At 42.7% G+C, this 17,386-nt stretch carries 14 protein-coding genes; 7 read left to right on the forward strand and 7 right to left on the reverse strand.

Features of this window, described 5'->3' with window-relative positions; translation table 11 throughout:
* Positions 1 to 102: 102 nt before the first annotated feature.
* Complete coding sequence (locus HWQ47_RS19530; RefSeq protein ID WP_269967704.1) at positions 103 to 1,710, reverse strand: NAD(P)/FAD-dependent oxidoreductase; 1,608 nt, start codon at positions 1,708 to 1,710, stop codon at positions 103 to 105.
* A gap of 224 nt (positions 1,711 to 1,934) precedes the next feature.
* Here HWQ47_RS19530 and fdxA point away from each other — a divergent pair, with 224 nt between their 5' ends.
* Positions 1,935 to 2,258: a ferredoxin FdxA gene (gene fdxA, locus HWQ47_RS19535; protein ID WP_269967705.1), complete on the forward strand. Its 324-nt coding sequence runs from the start codon at positions 1,935 to 1,937 to the stop codon at positions 2,256 to 2,258.
* Positions 2,259 to 2,371: 113 nt separating this feature from the next.
* On the opposite strand, the gene HWQ47_RS19540 is transcribed toward fdxA, so the two are convergent.
* Together HWQ47_RS19540 and HWQ47_RS19545 are read right to left on the reverse strand one after the other, a co-directional pair.
* On the reverse strand, positions 2,372 to 2,716 hold the full coding sequence (locus HWQ47_RS19540; RefSeq protein ID WP_269967706.1) for a hypothetical protein: 345 nt from the start codon (positions 2,714 to 2,716) through the stop codon (positions 2,372 to 2,374).
* Between the two features lie 16 nt (positions 2,717 to 2,732).
* Positions 2,733 to 5,003, reverse strand: coding sequence for a lipoxygenase family protein (locus HWQ47_RS19545; protein WP_269967707.1), 2,271 nt, complete (start codon positions 5,001 to 5,003; stop codon positions 2,733 to 2,735).
* 560 nt (positions 5,004 to 5,563) lie between these two features.
* Here HWQ47_RS19545 and HWQ47_RS19550 point away from each other — a divergent pair.
* From HWQ47_RS19550 to HWQ47_RS19560, 3 genes are all read left to right on the forward strand, one after another.
* The gene (locus HWQ47_RS19550; RefSeq protein WP_269967708.1) at positions 5,564 to 6,433 is read left to right on the forward strand and encodes a LysR family transcriptional regulator; all 870 of its coding nucleotides are present in this window, start codon (positions 5,564 to 5,566) and stop codon (positions 6,431 to 6,433) included.
* 172 nt (positions 6,434 to 6,605) lie between these two features.
* Complete coding sequence (locus HWQ47_RS19555; protein WP_269967709.1) at positions 6,606 to 7,409, forward strand: hypothetical protein; 804 nt, start codon at positions 6,606 to 6,608, stop codon at positions 7,407 to 7,409.
* 63 nt (positions 7,410 to 7,472) lie between these two features.
* Positions 7,473 to 8,342: a hypothetical protein gene (locus tag HWQ47_RS19560; protein ID WP_269967710.1), complete on the forward strand. Its 870-nt coding sequence runs from the start codon at positions 7,473 to 7,475 to the stop codon at positions 8,340 to 8,342.
* 68 nt (positions 8,343 to 8,410) lie between these two features.
* Here HWQ47_RS19560 and HWQ47_RS19565 read toward each other — a convergent pair whose 3' ends face one another.
* Positions 8,411 to 8,806, reverse strand: a complete 396-nt coding sequence (locus HWQ47_RS19565) for a hypothetical protein (RefSeq protein WP_269967711.1) — start codon at positions 8,804 to 8,806, stop codon at positions 8,411 to 8,413.
* A gap of 324 nt (positions 8,807 to 9,130) precedes the next feature.
* On the opposite strand from HWQ47_RS19565, the gene deoD reads away from it, so the two are divergent.
* Together deoD and tsgA are read left to right on the forward strand one after the other, a co-directional pair.
* Positions 9,131 to 9,835 (forward strand): purine-nucleoside phosphorylase, encoded by a 705-nt coding sequence (deoD, locus tag HWQ47_RS19570; protein WP_269967712.1) that lies wholly within the window; start codon positions 9,131 to 9,133, stop codon positions 9,833 to 9,835.
* Positions 9,836 to 10,078: 243 nt separating this feature from the next.
* Complete coding sequence (gene tsgA, locus HWQ47_RS19575; protein ID WP_269971799.1) at positions 10,079 to 11,254, forward strand: MFS transporter TsgA; 1,176 nt, start codon at positions 10,079 to 10,081, stop codon at positions 11,252 to 11,254.
* A 296-nt stretch (positions 11,255 to 11,550) separates the two neighbouring features.
* On the opposite strand, the gene HWQ47_RS19580 is transcribed toward tsgA, so the two are convergent.
* Positions 11,551 to 12,225, reverse strand: coding sequence for a Crp/Fnr family transcriptional regulator (locus HWQ47_RS19580; RefSeq protein WP_326515482.1), 675 nt, complete (start codon positions 12,223 to 12,225; stop codon positions 11,551 to 11,553).
* A gap of 372 nt (positions 12,226 to 12,597) precedes the next feature.
* Here HWQ47_RS19580 and HWQ47_RS19585 point away from each other — a divergent pair, with 372 nt between their 5' ends.
* Positions 12,598 to 12,825: a nuclear transport factor 2 family protein gene (locus HWQ47_RS19585; RefSeq protein ID WP_269967714.1), complete on the forward strand. Its 228-nt coding sequence runs from the start codon at positions 12,598 to 12,600 to the stop codon at positions 12,823 to 12,825.
* Positions 12,826 to 13,086: 261 nt separating this feature from the next.
* Here the strand turns inward: HWQ47_RS19585 and HWQ47_RS19590 are convergent, their stop codons facing one another.
* Entirely contained in the window at positions 13,087 to 13,962 is an 876-nt protein-coding gene (locus HWQ47_RS19590) for a DUF3465 domain-containing protein (protein ID WP_269967715.1), read from the reverse strand.
* Positions 13,963 to 14,283: 321 nt separating this feature from the next.
* Positions 14,284 to 17,352 (reverse strand): PKD domain-containing protein, encoded by a 3,069-nt coding sequence (locus tag HWQ47_RS19595; RefSeq protein WP_269967716.1) that lies wholly within the window; start codon positions 17,350 to 17,352, stop codon positions 14,284 to 14,286.
* Positions 17,353 to 17,386 lie beyond the last annotated feature (34 nt).

Consider the following 17,386-nt stretch of genomic DNA (forward strand, 5'->3'; position numbering starts at 1 on the left):
AGAGTGAATTTATACCCATGTCCTTCAAGAAAGTTAACATCGGTATTATAGATATAAAAAGGGCCCCAAAAGGCCCTATCTGTACTGAACAATCAATAGGGATTATTTAACTTGTTCGTTCATGCTTAACGCCATCGCTTCAGCGACTTTAATCCCATCAATGGCTGAAGACATAATGCCACCTGCGTAACCAGCACCCTCTCCCGATGGGTAGAAACCTTTGGTATTGATACTCTGGTAATCATCGCCACGCTTAATGCTGACCGGTGATGATGTCCGGGTTTCAACACCTGTAAGGGTTGCATCTTCCATGGCAAAACCGCGGATCTTCTTATTAAATTCAGGAATGGCTTCGCGTATTGCATCGACGCAGTATTGAGGTAATAAGCTCGTCATGTCGGTCAATTTAACACCTGGTTTATATGATGGCTCTACACCACCAATTGCAGCTGATGAGGTACCTTTCATAAAATCACCCACTAACTGAGCCGGTGCATCGTAATTTTCACCACCAAGTATATAGGCTGCTTTCTCAAGTTGACGCTGCAGATCAATCCCCGCCAAAGGATGATCAGGGTAATCACTTGGATCGATACCCACCACAATTGCGCTGTTTGCGTTACGCTCATTACGTGAATACTGACTCATACCATTAGTGACAACAGCAAACTCCTCAGAGGTCGCTGCAACAACGGTTCCACCTGGACACATACAGAAACTATACACAGAGCGACCTGACTTACAGTGGTGAACCAACTTGTAATCCGCCGCTCCTAAAATCGGGTGTCCAGCAAACTGACCAAACAAAGCTTTATCTATAACTGACTGATTATGCTCAATTCTAAAGCCCACAGAGAAAGGTTTAGCCTCGACATAAACGCCTCTGTCGTGGATCATCTGAAACGTATCGCGCGCACTATGCCCAATAGCTAGGGCGATATGCTTCGATTTTATTTCGGTGCCATCAGCTAAGGTTAATCCGAGTATTTGGCCATTTTCGATATGCAGATCGTCTACTCGAGCACTGAAACGGATCTCACCACCCAACTCGATAATCTTAGCGCGCATCTTCTCGACCATGCTAACCAGCTTAAACGTGCCGATATGAGGCTTGCTCACATATAAGATCTCTTCAGGTGCACCTGCCGCTACAAACTCATTAAGCACTTTACGGCCATAATGTTTCTTATCTTTAATCTGAGTCCAAAGTTTACCGTCAGAGAAAGTCCCCGCGCCGCCTTCACCAAATTGCACATTTGATTCAGTGTTTAACTTCTTGGTACGCCAAAAACCGAAGGTATCTTTAGTTCGCTCACGCACCTCTTTACCACGCTCAAGAATAATAGGCTTGTAGCCCATCTGAGCTAACACTAAACCGGCAAAAATACCACATGGACCGAAACCAACAACGACAGGTCGCTCGCCTAAATCTTTGGGTGCCTGAGCCACAAACTTATAGCTCATATCCGGCGTTGCTTTAATCGATTGATTATCAGCAAACTGCTCAAGCAAGGCTTCATCTTTTGATGTCGTCACGTCGAGAGTATAGAGTAGGAAGATTTGGTTTTTACTACGGGCATCGATACCACGACGAAACACCACGGTCTCGATCAGCTCATCAGCCGAGATGTTAAGCATGGTTAAGATAGCTTGAGTCAGCTCTTCGGGAGCGTGATCTAGGTCGAGTTTAATATTAGAGAGGCGTATCATGGTTTTTCCAGATTTATGTTACTTGGTTATAGTAAAAATAAACGTCAAAGTGGTGCGGTATACTGAGCAGACGGTTTTCATATGTTTATCAGGTCAATTCTGTCGTATTTGATGATATCGAAAAACATTGAAATTCGTGATTGGATCCGTATGATCCCGGCACTGCGAGTTAGACTTTCGGGCGGAAGTTTAACAGAAATCAAATCAAAGTTGCGAAGAATAATATGGCTTTTGTTGTCACAGATAATTGCATTAGATGTAAATACACAGACTGCGTAGCAGTTTGTCCCGTTGACGCGTTCCATGAAGGGCCTAATTTTTTAGCCATCAATCCAGATGTATGTATTGATTGTGAGCTCTGCGTGCCTGAATGTGCCGCAGGGGCTATCTTTCAAGAAGATGAACTCCCTGAAGGGATGGAGCAATATCTTGAGCTCAATGCCGAGCTCACAGAGATCTGGCCAGTGATAACAGAGGTAAAAGAGGCCCCTGTTGATGCCGAGGAGTGGGATGGCGTTAAAAATAAAAGAGAGCATTTAATTATTTAACGGCTTAACTCAAAAATACTTCACTTTACATCACAATCAAATAGCGAAAAAAAGTAAGCCAAAGGGGGAGACCTTTGGCTTAAAGCCATTAAACAGCTTAATTTCTTTGGGAACTATACAGCTCTATATTTCACACTCACCACAAACTCCCTCATCAAGGTCAACTCTTCTAAAGGAGACTTCAAACTCTCTTTTGGGTCAAAGTGCTTACCTTGATGCTGAATATAGCCCTGTGAGAATAGTCTTATTTCAGCAAGTGTAACTTGCTTATTATTCGCAAATTTCCGTGATAAAACCTTAACGATATACTCTTCAGGTGTAAGCGAGGCTGTATCAGCATCCTTGGATAGCAAAGCTGAAGTTGCCCTCACACTTGTGGAGGACAAGACAATACCGGCTGCTGTCACATTACCCACCAACTTCATCGCATTTCTACGGTTTATAGTATTTTCTGACATTTTTATCTCCTCTGTATTAGTTCCAAGGACTCACCGTCATTGTGGAAGGATACCTAAGATCATAGGCCCAGCGTCGGTTATCATTTTTCTCTCTTAGTCCATCATCAATCTCTTGGATTCGATCTTGAAAACGATGTAAGTGAGGATACACACGCGGATCATGCATAAAGTTCCCTTGCGGATATTTACCTAAAGAACGATGCCAAGGTGTAGGCAGGTCGACAAACAGACGAGTAAATTCAAATAGCGCCATACCCACGTTTAAGCGTGGACAAGCACCAAGCCAATCATATTTACTGCGGCCATGATTAGGATCCAGCGGTAAAGAGGAGTAATAACCCAAAGCACCTAAAGGCTGGAATGCGGAGAAGTTACCCAAAGCATGATTGACACTCATCCAATAAATAAAGTGAGTTAATGTCGTAACCAACTCGTCTACTGAAGAGGCTGAATGAGGGAAACCATTCACACCTGCGCCAGCAACATCGGTTAAAAATGCTTGTAGCTCATAGTCATCTATAACATCAGCGTTATTACTATAATAAAGACCTATGTAATCTTGTACCCATTGATGGATAGCGCCCCAAGTTTCGGTATTATCATCATGATGTGGAAAGTCACCAATGGCATTAAATGCAGGTGTTTCTGCGCGATTCACCGGCTGACCATGCTCAACAAAGTGATAATGTTTCGAACGTCTCACTGTGCCATCTAAAAATGATTTACTGCTGTAACCGGAGATCAACCTTACCGCACCTGTCAACAAACCATTATGTGGATCACCGTAAATCACATCCCCATTTTCATCTTCCAATTTAGTCCCCACTTCAAAGAAGATCCCGGTGAAATTGTTGAATGCTAACGACGTCAAATGCGGTAACAGCAGCGCTGAAAGCGGATGCATCTCGGGTATATTACGATAAAAACCCGTGGCTACTGGGTACAAAAATACATGGGTAGAGAGATGGTCGACAACATTGGACATCGAATACATGGTCGTAAATGTATTTTTGGCCATTTTCCATGTCCACTCGCTGTCTGCCGGAGTGATGATTTTCGAAGGCGGATTAGCATGATTACCCAAGCCAAAGGTGTACCACCAGAACCATTCAAAATCATGCGCTGGTGCTCTTTGTGTCGGTTGTATCGCAATAATTTTAAGCTTGTCACTATTTTGAGCGACAGCAAACAATGCGATAGAAGCATAGAGACGCCCACCTGAGCCTGGAACGTCTGAATCAGACCGGCCTGGTTGGAACTGAGCTAAAACTTCATCATTAAACTCATGAAAATCGGTAATAAACAATCGACCTTCATTCATCGCACCATCAAGATCATCATTTTCAAAACCCGCAATACGCCTAAACATGCTATTGGTGATGGGGAAATTATCCTGATGTTGAGTGTAAGGCTTAAAGTAGTCAAAAACGGGCGTTTGAGCGGCTGTTTGTAAATCCGCGATCACATCATCACTTTCCCAATCTTCATGCCAAGAAGGACGCGGGTACTGAGGGTCATCATGTCTTTGACCATTGGCGTCTACATCATAAGGGTAGAACAATAGATCACTTGCATCATGAACGCGCACAGGCGGCACTGCTGCAGTGATAGGCTCAATGATCTCAAATTTTGCATCTCCACCGGTTAAAATTAATTCAATTAACTTCGTCAGTAGAAAAATGAGACCAGATACCAGTGCTGGGCCACCAATGAGCACTAACCGCCCTAAGTTAGCAGTAACGTAACGAATACTTGCATCAAATAGTTGCCAATCATCTTCACGCTGTAAACACGCATCATCAACACCAAAGTCTCGCTCTTGTGCTCTATCTGCGCGAGATGCTGCCGTTCCTCTGATTGTCCAAGGAGTATTATTTTCCACCTCATCTGAGTTCACATTTCCATGAACAGGGGTACCATTTAATCTATCAAAATCATGCCAATTATTCTCAGAAGCGAGTTGGATTAACCGCTTACGTAAAATCTCGGTTGTCGTATCAGAATCCTGTGGCAGAACAGGAAATGGAAATTCTGCTAATTCATGCATACCTGCACCAGTGACCGCTCCAGGTTGATAGTTTGGATTATCAGGATCTATCGGACATAATCTTTGATAATCACTGACTGCAGCACGCTCAGAACTTCGGGTTGACATCGCACTACGTTGAAAAGCTGTATTTTCAGGGACACCATTTTTTCTTAAGTCCTCATACAGTGCCAGCTGTTCCTGTAGCTTAAGATATTCAGGCGAATCTAAAAACGCTTGATTGTCATTCTTATTTGTCATAACTGTGCCTATCTCACTCTAAAAAAGTGTGACCAGCTATGACTCATCATTGTTATGAATTGTCTTAAGCTAACCACAACCTAAATTTTAACAAGCAGTCAATACATCTAACTACTTGTCCCTATACCCTCTCGGGAAATGGATGTGGCCGCAGGAGTGAAACGTTAATTATCGTCTATCTATATACATACCGAACAATAGACAAACCTAGTGAAGCACCACATCTACATTTAATCTACACAATTTAAGTCATCTTTCGTTGTCATTGCATGCCAGTTTCTTATCTTGAAAAATACGGCTATGAAATAATAATTTTAAACAGTCACTTACAGTTACCCCATCCACTATGACATGCTGTTCTCCTACCGATTACAGTCACAGTATTAGGTTACATTTCACTTTAATGGGTCATTAACAACACTCATTACCCTGTGTAACGCTTCATTGATACAAAATATCATGGCTCTATTCGAGTACACTTTACGGTATGAAAAATAGACTACTCATCCTTTTTTACTTGTGCAAAAATACACCTCTAATACTCACTTAATGGGGTTGTGATGAAGATAAATAAGGACCGATTATCGGCTTTCTATCAGGTCGCCATTTCAAAGAATTTCCACAAAGCTGCCAGCGTCTTGTGTATCACTCAGCCCGCACTATCCCAGAGAATAATTAAATTAGAGCAGGAGATAGAAACCACGCTATTCATTAGAGGAAGTGGTGGTGTCACCCTCACTCAATCTGGCCAGTTGCTCTTAGAGTATGTTCGTAACATCTCCAGCATGGAATTAGAAGTGTTAGCTAAAATATCAGGGCATAGCAATGGACGAGGATGTGGCACCCTTAGAATTGCAGCCTACAGTTCGGTGTTGCGCTCGGTTATTATGCCGGCCCTTAAACCGATATTAGATAGCTCAGTGGATATCCATGTGGAATTTTTCAGTCGCGAAATGAGAGAATTACCTGGCATGTTAAAAACTGGGGAAGTTGATTTTATTGTGTTAGATCATTTCAACGATCTGGTTAACTTCAACAAAGTAAAAATAGGAGAAGAGGAGATAGTTCACGCTCGTCATAGGGATTGCACAGATGAAAATCAGGTATTTTTAGACCATGATATCCAAGATATGACTACTTTCAGTTTTTTTAAGAGTCAAGGATTGGGCGATGTCTGTCTAAAGCGCTGCTATTACGATGATATCTATGGGGTGATCGACGGTGTCAAACTAGGATTCGGTCAAGCTATCGTCTCCCGTCACCTGATCACAGAGTTAGGCCAAATAGAAATAATTCCCTACCCACAAGCCGTCACTAATCCATTGGTACTCTATTACCATAGTAATCAATACTTAACTCATCTCTATCAAGAAGTGATTAATACCTTGCTCAACAGAACATCTACATTTTTACGCCTTAAACAGTCCTAATTAAGCCGATTAAGTTCTTAGATTAAGCTTCAATCTTAAATCATCACCTTCTCCCATGATTAAAACTCCCGGTGATTAATTTAACTAATCATTCAATTGAAAATGACGATTTCACATGCTGTTTGAAGCCTTATATGGTGTTTGCTACGTAACACGCAGCGAGAACAAGCATATGAATGGACTCATCAAACCACAAACCAACCACACTCGAACTCATCTCTTATCGCTTCTTATTGCCATCAACTTGTGTATAGCTAATGTCAATGCCACCTCCCTAGAATTACCCAACGAAGAGGAATTAGGTTATCTCTGTTATGCCGATGGATATGAACAGAAAATATCAGTCGAAATGGCCAGTTGGCTCGCGAGAATGATAGATGGTGAAACCTATGGCCATCCTTCAATAACTGAGGCCAATACCATGTTATGGGCCGTAGCACAGCTATCCGCGGTTCGAAAAACAAAACCTAAACTAGTTTGGAAGCTAACAGAACTCGTCCAACTCTATTCACAGCCAATTAATCATAAATGGACCAAAACGGGCCATAAATGTAAACGATATTACGCTAAAGATTTTAAAGGACAGATCCCCAATAATTGCAGTAAGAAAAAGGTAACTCGACGTGAGAAAAACAGGATAAAACCTTGGAGTGAACTTGCGCCTGTCGCACAACAAGCAGTATTGCACTTTGCGAAAGGTAGCTCAACAAACTCTGCAATTGGCGTACAAGGCTGGTATGCCTCCGGCCTTTGGAATCGACGAGACAGGAAAAATATTAATACTCGAGAACATAAATTGTATCACTCAAGAATTGATAACAACGTGTTTTATACCCGCACTAAAAACCCAGCAACAAACAGGTGGGATGGTTTCGAAATCACAGTCGTTGGAGCAGATTCATTTTGTCCCATGATTATCAACCTCTCCTCTAACAATGATCCTGACTCTTTAACAAATAACTCAGAGAGAAGATAGAAAAACACCGCGACAAAGTTCAACAAATGGAATTCATTATTTAAAAAATAAAGGAGCTTCACCATGAAATACTTAACGTTAGCTTGGCTTATCACCCTGCCCCTATTGGGTATATCGAACGGCTATGTAGAGAATAGAAATCTGCCACAAAAAGCGACCATGATTAAGATGCAATATTTAACAAAGAGTAGCACTCAAGTAATGGATAAAGCGCTGGCTTTTAGCATTCCTAAGAGCATGAATAAAAAACTCAACGCCATTCAATGGACCATGAAGGCCGGCACGGTGGGGCGTCCCATACTCAGTGGCAATCATTATCAATTAGTCAACTTAGCCAGTAACCGAGGATTAAAACGTCAATCAAGAACCATAGCCGCCAACCTTGGTTTTCTGAAAACGTCTTCGAAGAAGATGAATATGTTAGTGAAGAGAAAAAAAGGAGCTGGACAGCTCAAGTACGGCGATATTGTCGCCCTTAATTTAAAGCCCTATGGCTGGTTAAAATATAAAAAACAAAGAAAAGGCATTAATATCAGTGATGATGATAGAAGACCTCATTATATTTGGAAAATTGGTGGAGGAAAAAATGGCACTAAACTACTTTCTGGTATGCCTTTTTCTCTGTACAACACGACACCTGAAAAAAACTATGTCGTTTACTGTAAAAGAACTTGGGGTATCGATCTTGGTTGGCTCAAAACCTCTAAATGTGGGGGGTGGGCAGCCAATCTATCTGCAAAGGCCTTCGGTGCAAATGGTGCACTATCCGGTGATGGTATGGCTGGAGGTCTAGCAAAAAATTGGCGGGATAAATTATGTAAAGCCGCCGTTGGCTCAGCATCAGCTTATATTACCGCACAATCCGGCGGCACTACTGGGGCAGCTGTTGCTGCTGCGGCGCCAAAGGCTATTAAGCAATGTAATAAATGGTAATGGCCTTAGGTCAGCTTGGTTCGACAAGCTGGCCTTTCAAAGCGATGAATACTTAGAGGAGGCTTGGCTTATTCCAACACTTTAGATGCCTGCACTGTATATTCAAAACCCGCTCCATTGGCGACGTTTCCCGAACTGGTCATACCTAAATGGAGCTTCTGATTTGCAGGTATTGTGTATGAGTCCGTTTTTTCCCAGCCAATTTCATTATTATATCTGGTCATCACATTTCTGAGAGTAACCTCTATGGCGACATCCAACATATTAATAAGGTACACAAACTGCCCAAAGAAACTGGGTTCCCCCTCTTTGTGTATTCGAGCAAAGACGGGGAATACATCTTTGTTATTCTTGTCTAGACTTTCATGCTGAAAAAGCTGGTTTCCCACCATCTCGACCAAGGATAAATCACTATATATCAACTCCAGTTCAACACTTATCTCATCTGCTAACGGTTTACTCATAACCCATCTCCTTGTTCTTTAATCTCATATATACATCCTTGTATTTCAGGCTAATTAACGGAAAAATAACTTACACTATTCGATACTACCAAAGTATTACATCAGATAACAAAGGAATACATTAGCAGAAAGCCTACCTTGAAGCAGACTCATATTCAGCCGACTAATTATTTCCCGTTTGAGTGAGGTAAAAGTCACTTTTATTTTGCAATGCGGACTTTTGTCCTCAAAGGTTTAGTCACACCGTCTTACCATCGGATAAATTTACTGCCTTCGTGCATCGTTAACGATGACAAAAAGCCTTTTGAAATAAAGAGTCCATATATGACCGCTCACATTAATGCCCAAGAGGGCGACTTCGCCGAAACCATTATCATGCCAGGCGATCCACTTCGTGCTAAATATATTGCAGAGACTTTTCTTACCGATGCAGTTGAAGTCACCAACGTACGTAACATGCTGGGTTATACTGGCTTCTACCAAGGTCAGCGTATCTCAGTGATGGGCCACGGTATGGGCATTCCTTCAATGGTGCTCTATGCTCATGAGTTAGTTAACGACTTTGGCGTCAAACGCATTATCCGTGTAGGAAGTCTAGGCGCGACTCAAAAAGATGTAAAATTGCACGATGTTATATTAGCTCAAGCGGCGGGCACTGACTCTCCGACCAATGCCAAACGCAGTAGCGGTTATCAAATGGCTACTTCAGCCACATTCTCACTACTGCATAAAGCCTATACAACAGCCCAAAATAAGCAGATCAGTGTCAAAGTCGGCAACATCTTCAGCGGCGACATGTATTACGATCCCGATGAAGATATGATCCCAGCTCTCGAACGCTTTGGGGTATTAGGTGTCGATATGGAAGTGGCTGGGCTATATGGATTAGCTCACCAACAAGGAATAGAATCTTTGGCCATTTTAACGGTTTCTGATCACTGTCTTACCGGCGAAGAGACCTCTGCTGAAGAGCGTCAACTGTCGTTTAATCAGATGATTGAGCTAGCATTAGAAACAGCCTGTAGCTGAACATAACCATCGCCTGAAACAGACAGTTATGACCATAGCAGTAGAGGAATATTGACGGTTTAAGCCTGTAGCGCTAACTGCAGACACTAAAAATAACCAACAATACTATCAAACATTTATTACATTAAACCACCGTTATCACAATGCCTAAAATAATTTTAACCTGTGATGATCTGTTGGTCATTGAGACTACAAAATGATGAATGCCTCTATTGTTATATCAAAAAGATTAAGGGATCTATGATGAGAAACAAAATTTCTTTAACGGTATTAAGCTTCCTCGCCAACTTCATTATGGCGGGTTTTGCGACCCAATTTGGCATGTTGATTGACCCTATTGCAGAGAAGTTTTCTGCAAATATTAATGAAGTGGCCTCTATATTTTCGCTACTCAATGGTGGTGCACTAGCAGGCACAATAGCGGCCTTCTTCCTGATTGAGAAGATAGGCGTTAAACGTATTACATTAATCAGTTATCTATTGATTGCAATCAGCGCCGCTAGCTTGCATTTCACCGCATCGTTAAGCGTAGTGATGATTGCCATGACCATTATCGGTATTTGTGGTGGTGTGGGTCTGTGTATCGCTGGCACTATCGTCGTATCCGTGTGGAAAGATAAGATTCAAAGCACCATGCTCGTGGTTCAAGATGCGACCTTCAATGTCGCAGGTGTCGTGTTCCCATTAATTACAACTTACGCCCTAAGTCATGCTCTTAACTGGAGTTACAGCTATCTAGCCGTAGGACTGGTAGCACTGGCCACCGCCAATATGGCACTGATGACTAACTTCGATCTGTGCGAGCCTAAGAGTGATGCGACGGGTAAACAGATCACCGAGAAATCAGAGTGGAACTTCTCGATAATAAGCGCAGGTATCGGCTTATTCCTTGGCATGTTAGCCCTGTATACCTTCTTAACTTGGGCACCGATGTTCGTTAAGGGTAAGTTCGATATTCCTTTTGAGGAAGCAGGCAATATCATTACCCAGTACTGGTCTGCAGCCCTTGTGGGGGCTTTAATTTCAACACTTATTGTTTCCAGAGTGAAGATTCAGTATTTCTTAATGGCCATGATGGCGCTGGCATTAGTGATCACTAGTTTGATTGTAACTACAGATAAACTGGAATGGATGGGTTACTTAACCTATGGCTACGGTTTCGCTTGTGCGGCCCTTTATAACGCCTTTATCGCCTACGGTGTCTCGTTTGTAAAACAGGCCAGCAGCAAGAATGTCTCTTATATTTTGATCAGCGGCAGTGCTGGTGCCATGTTTAGTCCTGCCATTAGCGCGATGTTCGAGACCATTATTGGTTTACAGGCTGTGATGTATGCCATCCCAGTCATATACGCCATCATTTTTGGTATGTTATTGTTTTCTCGTCGTCAAACGACCAAAAACAGTGTAGCGACCGCCTAATGTTGACAACAAGAAATGTTATCGTTAGCTCAACTTCAATGTTTAAAATGACAGAGATAGCCTAACAGCCATGCGTAAACCCAGAACAATTAGCGTTAAGACGAGAGTACGAAACATTAGAATGAGACGAACTAAAAGACGCTGTTTACTGCTGATGAAGGTCAATCAACAGCAAGAAAAACAACAGAATCTGTCGCAGTCTAATAATGAACAGTATAAAGCGGCTTAGATTAGCGGAAATGGTATAAGCTAGCCCCGATAAACTGACGTTTAGCGGGGCTTTTTCTAAGCTAAAATTACTCAATATAGCTTTTTAATCCTTCAAGATCACAGATCACTATGCCCTCCTCTTTATCACGCTGTATCAACCCCAGCTCCTCTAGCTTCTTTACCGCACGTCGATATACACGATCTGTTGTGGCAAAACGCTCAGCTTCCAAATAGCACTTAGTAAAGCCATCCACAGGCTGATCATTAAGGTGTTGATGATAGAGATCGTAGGCGATGTTATACGCGATGGGGTAGAGCATTCTGCGGGTAAAAATATCAACCGTATCTTGATAATCGATAGCAATAGCACTGGCAAAAAACAGAGCAAACATAGGTTTCTCTGTTAAAGCCCGTTGCAACTTATCACCACAAATAACTTCGATCTCCAGATTATCTTCAGCGATGATATCAAGTTGACACAGATAGTTACTAAAGAACTCCATCTCTCCGAATATTTGCGAGTCACATTCCATGGTTCCTAGTTGAAAACAGCGACCATTTCTGGCGGTATACCCCATAGAGATCCGTCCTCGCTTAACCAAAATAAGTGAGCTCACCTTCTGACCTTGCTCCATCAATTTATGATGAGCAGCCACTGTTCGGGTATCGCTGATGCAATCGGACATGATCTGCTCAATATCATGGTGCTCTTGCTGCCAGAGCGAGTGGAAGCGACCTTTAGAGAGTGGTTTAAGCTGCATATAAGTTAAGCGAATAGAGAAAGAAGCCCCCATTATAAGGTAAGTTAGACTGTAATTAACCTCTATCGCTGATATATTTGATCGATACAACTGAGAGCCCATGATAGAGTCTTTGTTAACATTGGGATAATCTGACAGAAAAATCTACGCAGCTAAATCCAAGTGGCCACAGTCAAACTGATGGTGCATCTCAAGCCGTTGATCTAGATAAAACCGCAGAGAATAAGAAATTAGTTAACGATTTAGTGAACACCATATTGGTAAAAGATGAGTTTGATAAACTCGCTAACTACTTCAATGGCGATCAATATATACAACATAACCCTCAAATAGGGTGATGGGGTTTCAGGCTTAGGAAAAGTGCTCGAAGCTATGGCTAAACAAGGCATTAAAATGGTCTATAGCCAAAACCATAAAATACTGGGGGAAGGTAACTTTGTCCTCAGTATCAGCGAAGGAACCTTTGCCGATAAAGAGAGTTCTTTCTACGATCTTTTCCGGATTGAAAACGGCAAAATTGCTGAACATTGGGATGTGATTGAGACCATAGCACCCATGGGGGAATGGCAGAATCAAAATGGCAAATTTGGCGGACTCTAAAGATATGATCGCTCAGTGAGAGTTTAGCGCTTCTGAGGCAAGGTCATTAATTGCTCCTGCATTAACGACATTCAGAACATCCATCTTCTTTACAACGAGTTAGGAACGTAGTTGAACTAGGTTTAAGCTCACAAGGGAACCACCATTCCATCATCCATTCGCCTTGAATTAATTTGTCAAAAAACACGCTGAGTAGATCACTTTCTTATACTGATTGGTATTAGACACCAATGCGACCTCGCAATTTAAGGTCGCTTATCACTATTTATAGATTTGTCCATCATGCTTAAGCCAGCCACCCGGATGACGAGCCTGAGGATCATCATGCGTCCAATGAACAACGCCCCCCTTATTATTAAACTCATACTGACCAGCAAACTCGACCTTATCCCCTAAACTAATGCTCTCGATGCGGGGAGCAAGGTCGATATTATGGGCTACCAGAAGAGTCTGATTATTGGATAAACGTAAGATAAATCTCTGATGTCGACTGCCCTCATTATCATCTTCTAATAATGTAATCACTGTACCTGAAGCTCTAACCTGTACACCGTTTAACTTATCTTGATATGCCTTAGCAAGGCTTACTACACCAGAATCTGTTGACCCTAGAGAACGGCTATCCAGGTTGACCGCAGACCCAGTCGATGCAGCAACAATGTGAGTGACACTATCAGATGGGTTGTTGCCAGTCCCGCTAGAGTTAACCACTCTGTTATAGGCAAAGCTAGCTCCTGCGAGGAGTAACATCATGATCCCAATACGGTAGAGTATTCCTCTGGTCGGACTGTCACTGTGGTCGCTAACCTTATTAGTTTTTCTTCTATCTGTGGCCACGTCTCTTTGCTGGCTGCGAAGACCTTTTTTAGTCTTGGAGTTATGCTCTAAGTCCGATTTAACCTCGACGCCATCAATATGCGCCTCAATAGCGTTGAGTTTACCATCAGGTTTATGCTCAATTTGAAAGAAGATAATGTCTCCCTCTAACGGACGTCGACTCATATGAGTTAATCGCGATGCGTGAATAAACACATCTTGTGATTTAGGCTCACCATTGACCTGCTCAGGTTCAATAAAACCAAAGCCTTTGTCATCTCTCCAACGAACTAATGTCCCTTTTACAATTTTGTTTTGCATCAATTTCTATTTGTTTCCATCAGAGCTAAACATTATGAGTACAATATAACACTGTTATACAGAGTGTTACCCACTATAACTCATTAAAGATCATTATATTTAGTCACCATTTTAATGGTCTCATAAGAAAGACTAAAGTTAATGGGGTAGTTAAGAGGTTGAATTTAAGTTCGATGATGAGATCCTGTAATGCCAATGCGTATCTTCGCCCAATGCAGAAAGTGAATACATTTTACTCATTGCGCTTAAAACCCAAAATATTTCACATAAAAAGCCAACTTGAAGGCCCCCAAGCTGGCTCTATGCCATCACTATAAACGCTTAAGGGTAACCTTCCACTTTAATATCATCGATGGCAATATCACCTTTCCAACCTCCGGCAGCTTCAGCACGGAATCGAACTGTAATATCACCCTCAAAAGAGGAGAGATCGACCTCTTGATACTGATAAGCTTCACTGCTGCTAAGCTGCTGCTCACCACTGACTTGAAAAAGCGCTGTTTGCCAGTTTCCTTGGTGGAAAATATCGACAGATAGACTCCCTATTTCAGCACCATACATATGGTAATGAAAACTAAGCAGACGTGCAGTTCCTGCTAATGTTGGACTGTCGAGGTATGCTGTATTTCCCGCGCTATAGGCAAAATCTTTTGAGGTTTCCAGATAAGCATAGGTACTTTGAGTATTGGCACCTGCAGCGGGTCCGGTTGAACTCGATGGCGTGGTTCCGGCTTCCGTTTCCCACTCGTGACTAGCACCAGTCCCATGACTCCAGCCATTGTTGAAACCAGCCTCAAAATCCAATGACGTGAGTGCTATTATTGTTGCCTCCACCACGTAAAGTTCAACTTGAGCCTCACTTGATGCACCTTGTGGATCTGTCACTCTAACCTGCATAGTATTCAGCCCAAGATCGGCACTTTCTGGTGTTCCCGAAATCAGACCATTCGCGGTAAGACTTATCCAAGCGGGAGCAGAAATAATACTGAAAGTAAGCACATCGCCGTCAGGATCGGTTGCTGCTGCAGAGATATCAGCGCGATAAGCAAGATCCACGCTAGCATCTGCAATGACACTTGGATTAAGTGTGAATACAGGTGCTTGATTTTCTGGTATAAACGGTGTGCCATACACTTGTAAATTATCAATGGCGATATCCCCTTTCCAACCTCCAGCAGCCACTGCCCTCAGTCTAAAACGGACAGCACCTGAGTATGCGGATAGGTCGACATTAGCTTGACGATAATCTTCTGTACTTGAGCTTTGCTGCTGACCAGATATCTGCCAAATATTATTGTTCCAACTGCCATCTTTAAACATATCGACCACCAAAGTGCCTATATTGGCACCATACATATGATAATCAAAACTAAAACGTGGCTGACTAACATTCCAATCACGACTTTCAATTACAGCCTGCTCGCCAGCGGTATAAGCGCCTTTGTTATTTGAAGTTTCAAGGTAGAGATAATAACCTTGCCCACCGACACCGGAATCAGGACCCGTTGAACTTGATGCTGTTGCACCGCTTAGACGGCTCCAATCCCAATCACTGCTGCTATTGTTGCTCCAATCTCCTAGACCCGACTCAAAATTCTCAGATGAGATTAACGTCTGGGCAGTAATCTCAATCAAGACTCTATGGCTGCTATATTCGCCTTCATTATCCGTCACCAACAACTCAACCCAATAGTTACCCGCTGTTTGATAGACATGCTTAGGTGCCTGTTCACTCGATTGACTATTGTCGCCAAAGTCCCATAGCCAGGATACTATCTGCCCATCAAGATCTTGGCTTTGATCGATAAAGTTGATGGTTAACCCCTGCGCGTTATAGATAAAATTAGCATCGGGTGCTTGATTCACGGCCCCTGCAGTAACACTGATAGTCTGACCGTTAGTGTTACTGGATCCCGCTTCGTCCGTCACCCGTAAAGAGACCTGATATTGTCCATTCGCTTGATATACATGGGTCGGTGATGATGCATTTGAAGTGGCGCCGTCACCAAAGTCCCATAATGTGGTCAAAATTTGATTATCAGGATCGCTGCTAACATCAGTAAAATCGACGCTCAAATCATTCGCGCTATAGATAAACGCTGCCACTGGAGGCAAATTACCATCGCCACCACTTCTGAATCCCGCCACTGTCGCGGCGGTTAAATTGAGTACTCTTGCGTTATCGTGGGTGCCCGTTGTTCCTCTGACAACACTTTGAAAACTGCGGGTAGGGTCGGACCAAAAGTTCTGCCTAGTACAGCAACTATTGCTGTTATAAGACATGATAGAACGCCAACCGCCTTGGCTATAGAGGAATCCATGACCAAAAGCATAGGGGGTGGTATTGCTGTCTTTTTCAGGGTTGTGACGCGCCGACATCAGGTGACCAAGCTCATGACCAAAAGAGTAATAACCGGTCGCACAACTGTCCTTTATCACCATAAAAGCAGTCTCTTCTGACGCCCCTATTTCTCTTGCACGCCCACATGCACTCGCATCGCCAATTAGGATCGCAGCCACATCGGCACTGTATTGCTCTCGAATCTGATAGACATCGTCCATATAACCATCATTTGGCAGATGAAATCGGTCCAGATCTAAACCGTGATCTCCTGATTCTGCATAGTTAAGCTCATAGCTATGGGCTAACTCAACCTGTGCATTGACTCCTGAATCTGTAAACCCTTGATTGGTTTCTGCAACGGCCAGATCGATTAACGCCTGCATGCCGGGATTTTGATTTAACGCTTCGCTGGTAAAACCCACGAGCACCCTAATCACAGAACTTGTTGTCGCCGATGGACTCACCGATAATGGTTTGACTGAGTATCCGCCTCGCTCGTTGAATATACTATTTTTACCTTCAGTTAACTCTTCACTGTGTTCATCGGGTAACAGAGTTTGATCTATCTCTTTTAGCTCAATCTGTTGGTTATTTGATGGCTTCATCTTAAACAATCGACCATTAAATTTGATCGTTGCCGACAGAAACTCATCTGATTTAACTAAGATAATCTGATTGTCACCGGGGAATAAAGCAGCATTTTGGTTAACTATCTCTCCTTGCCAAACCAAAGAGCCTGAGCCAGTAATATAGGCGAGTGTCTTTTTAGCAATAATGACACTTGCGTCTGGCAGTTCAAACTTTAGTGAACTGGTCTCCTGTTTAAAGCCCTCTAATTGCATGTTATAGCGTGTGACGCTTTTAACCTCCCGCTCTTTCGCCACTGCTTGTTTTAAAGCAGACTGAGTCCATGGAGCCTTGGTGATGATTTCAACTTCGCTACTTACCGACCACGCAGGCGCGATAAATAAACTGCTTAATATCACAGCTGAAATAGCCTTTAACTTGGGATATTTTACTTTTCTTGGGTTACTTAAGGTTATCATATGTTTATTCCTGTATAGGTTACACACAGCGAAC

Source organism: Shewanella sp. MTB7, assembly GCF_027571385.1.
In the GTDB taxonomy this organism is placed as follows: Bacteria; Pseudomonadota; Gammaproteobacteria; order Enterobacterales; family Shewanellaceae; genus Shewanella.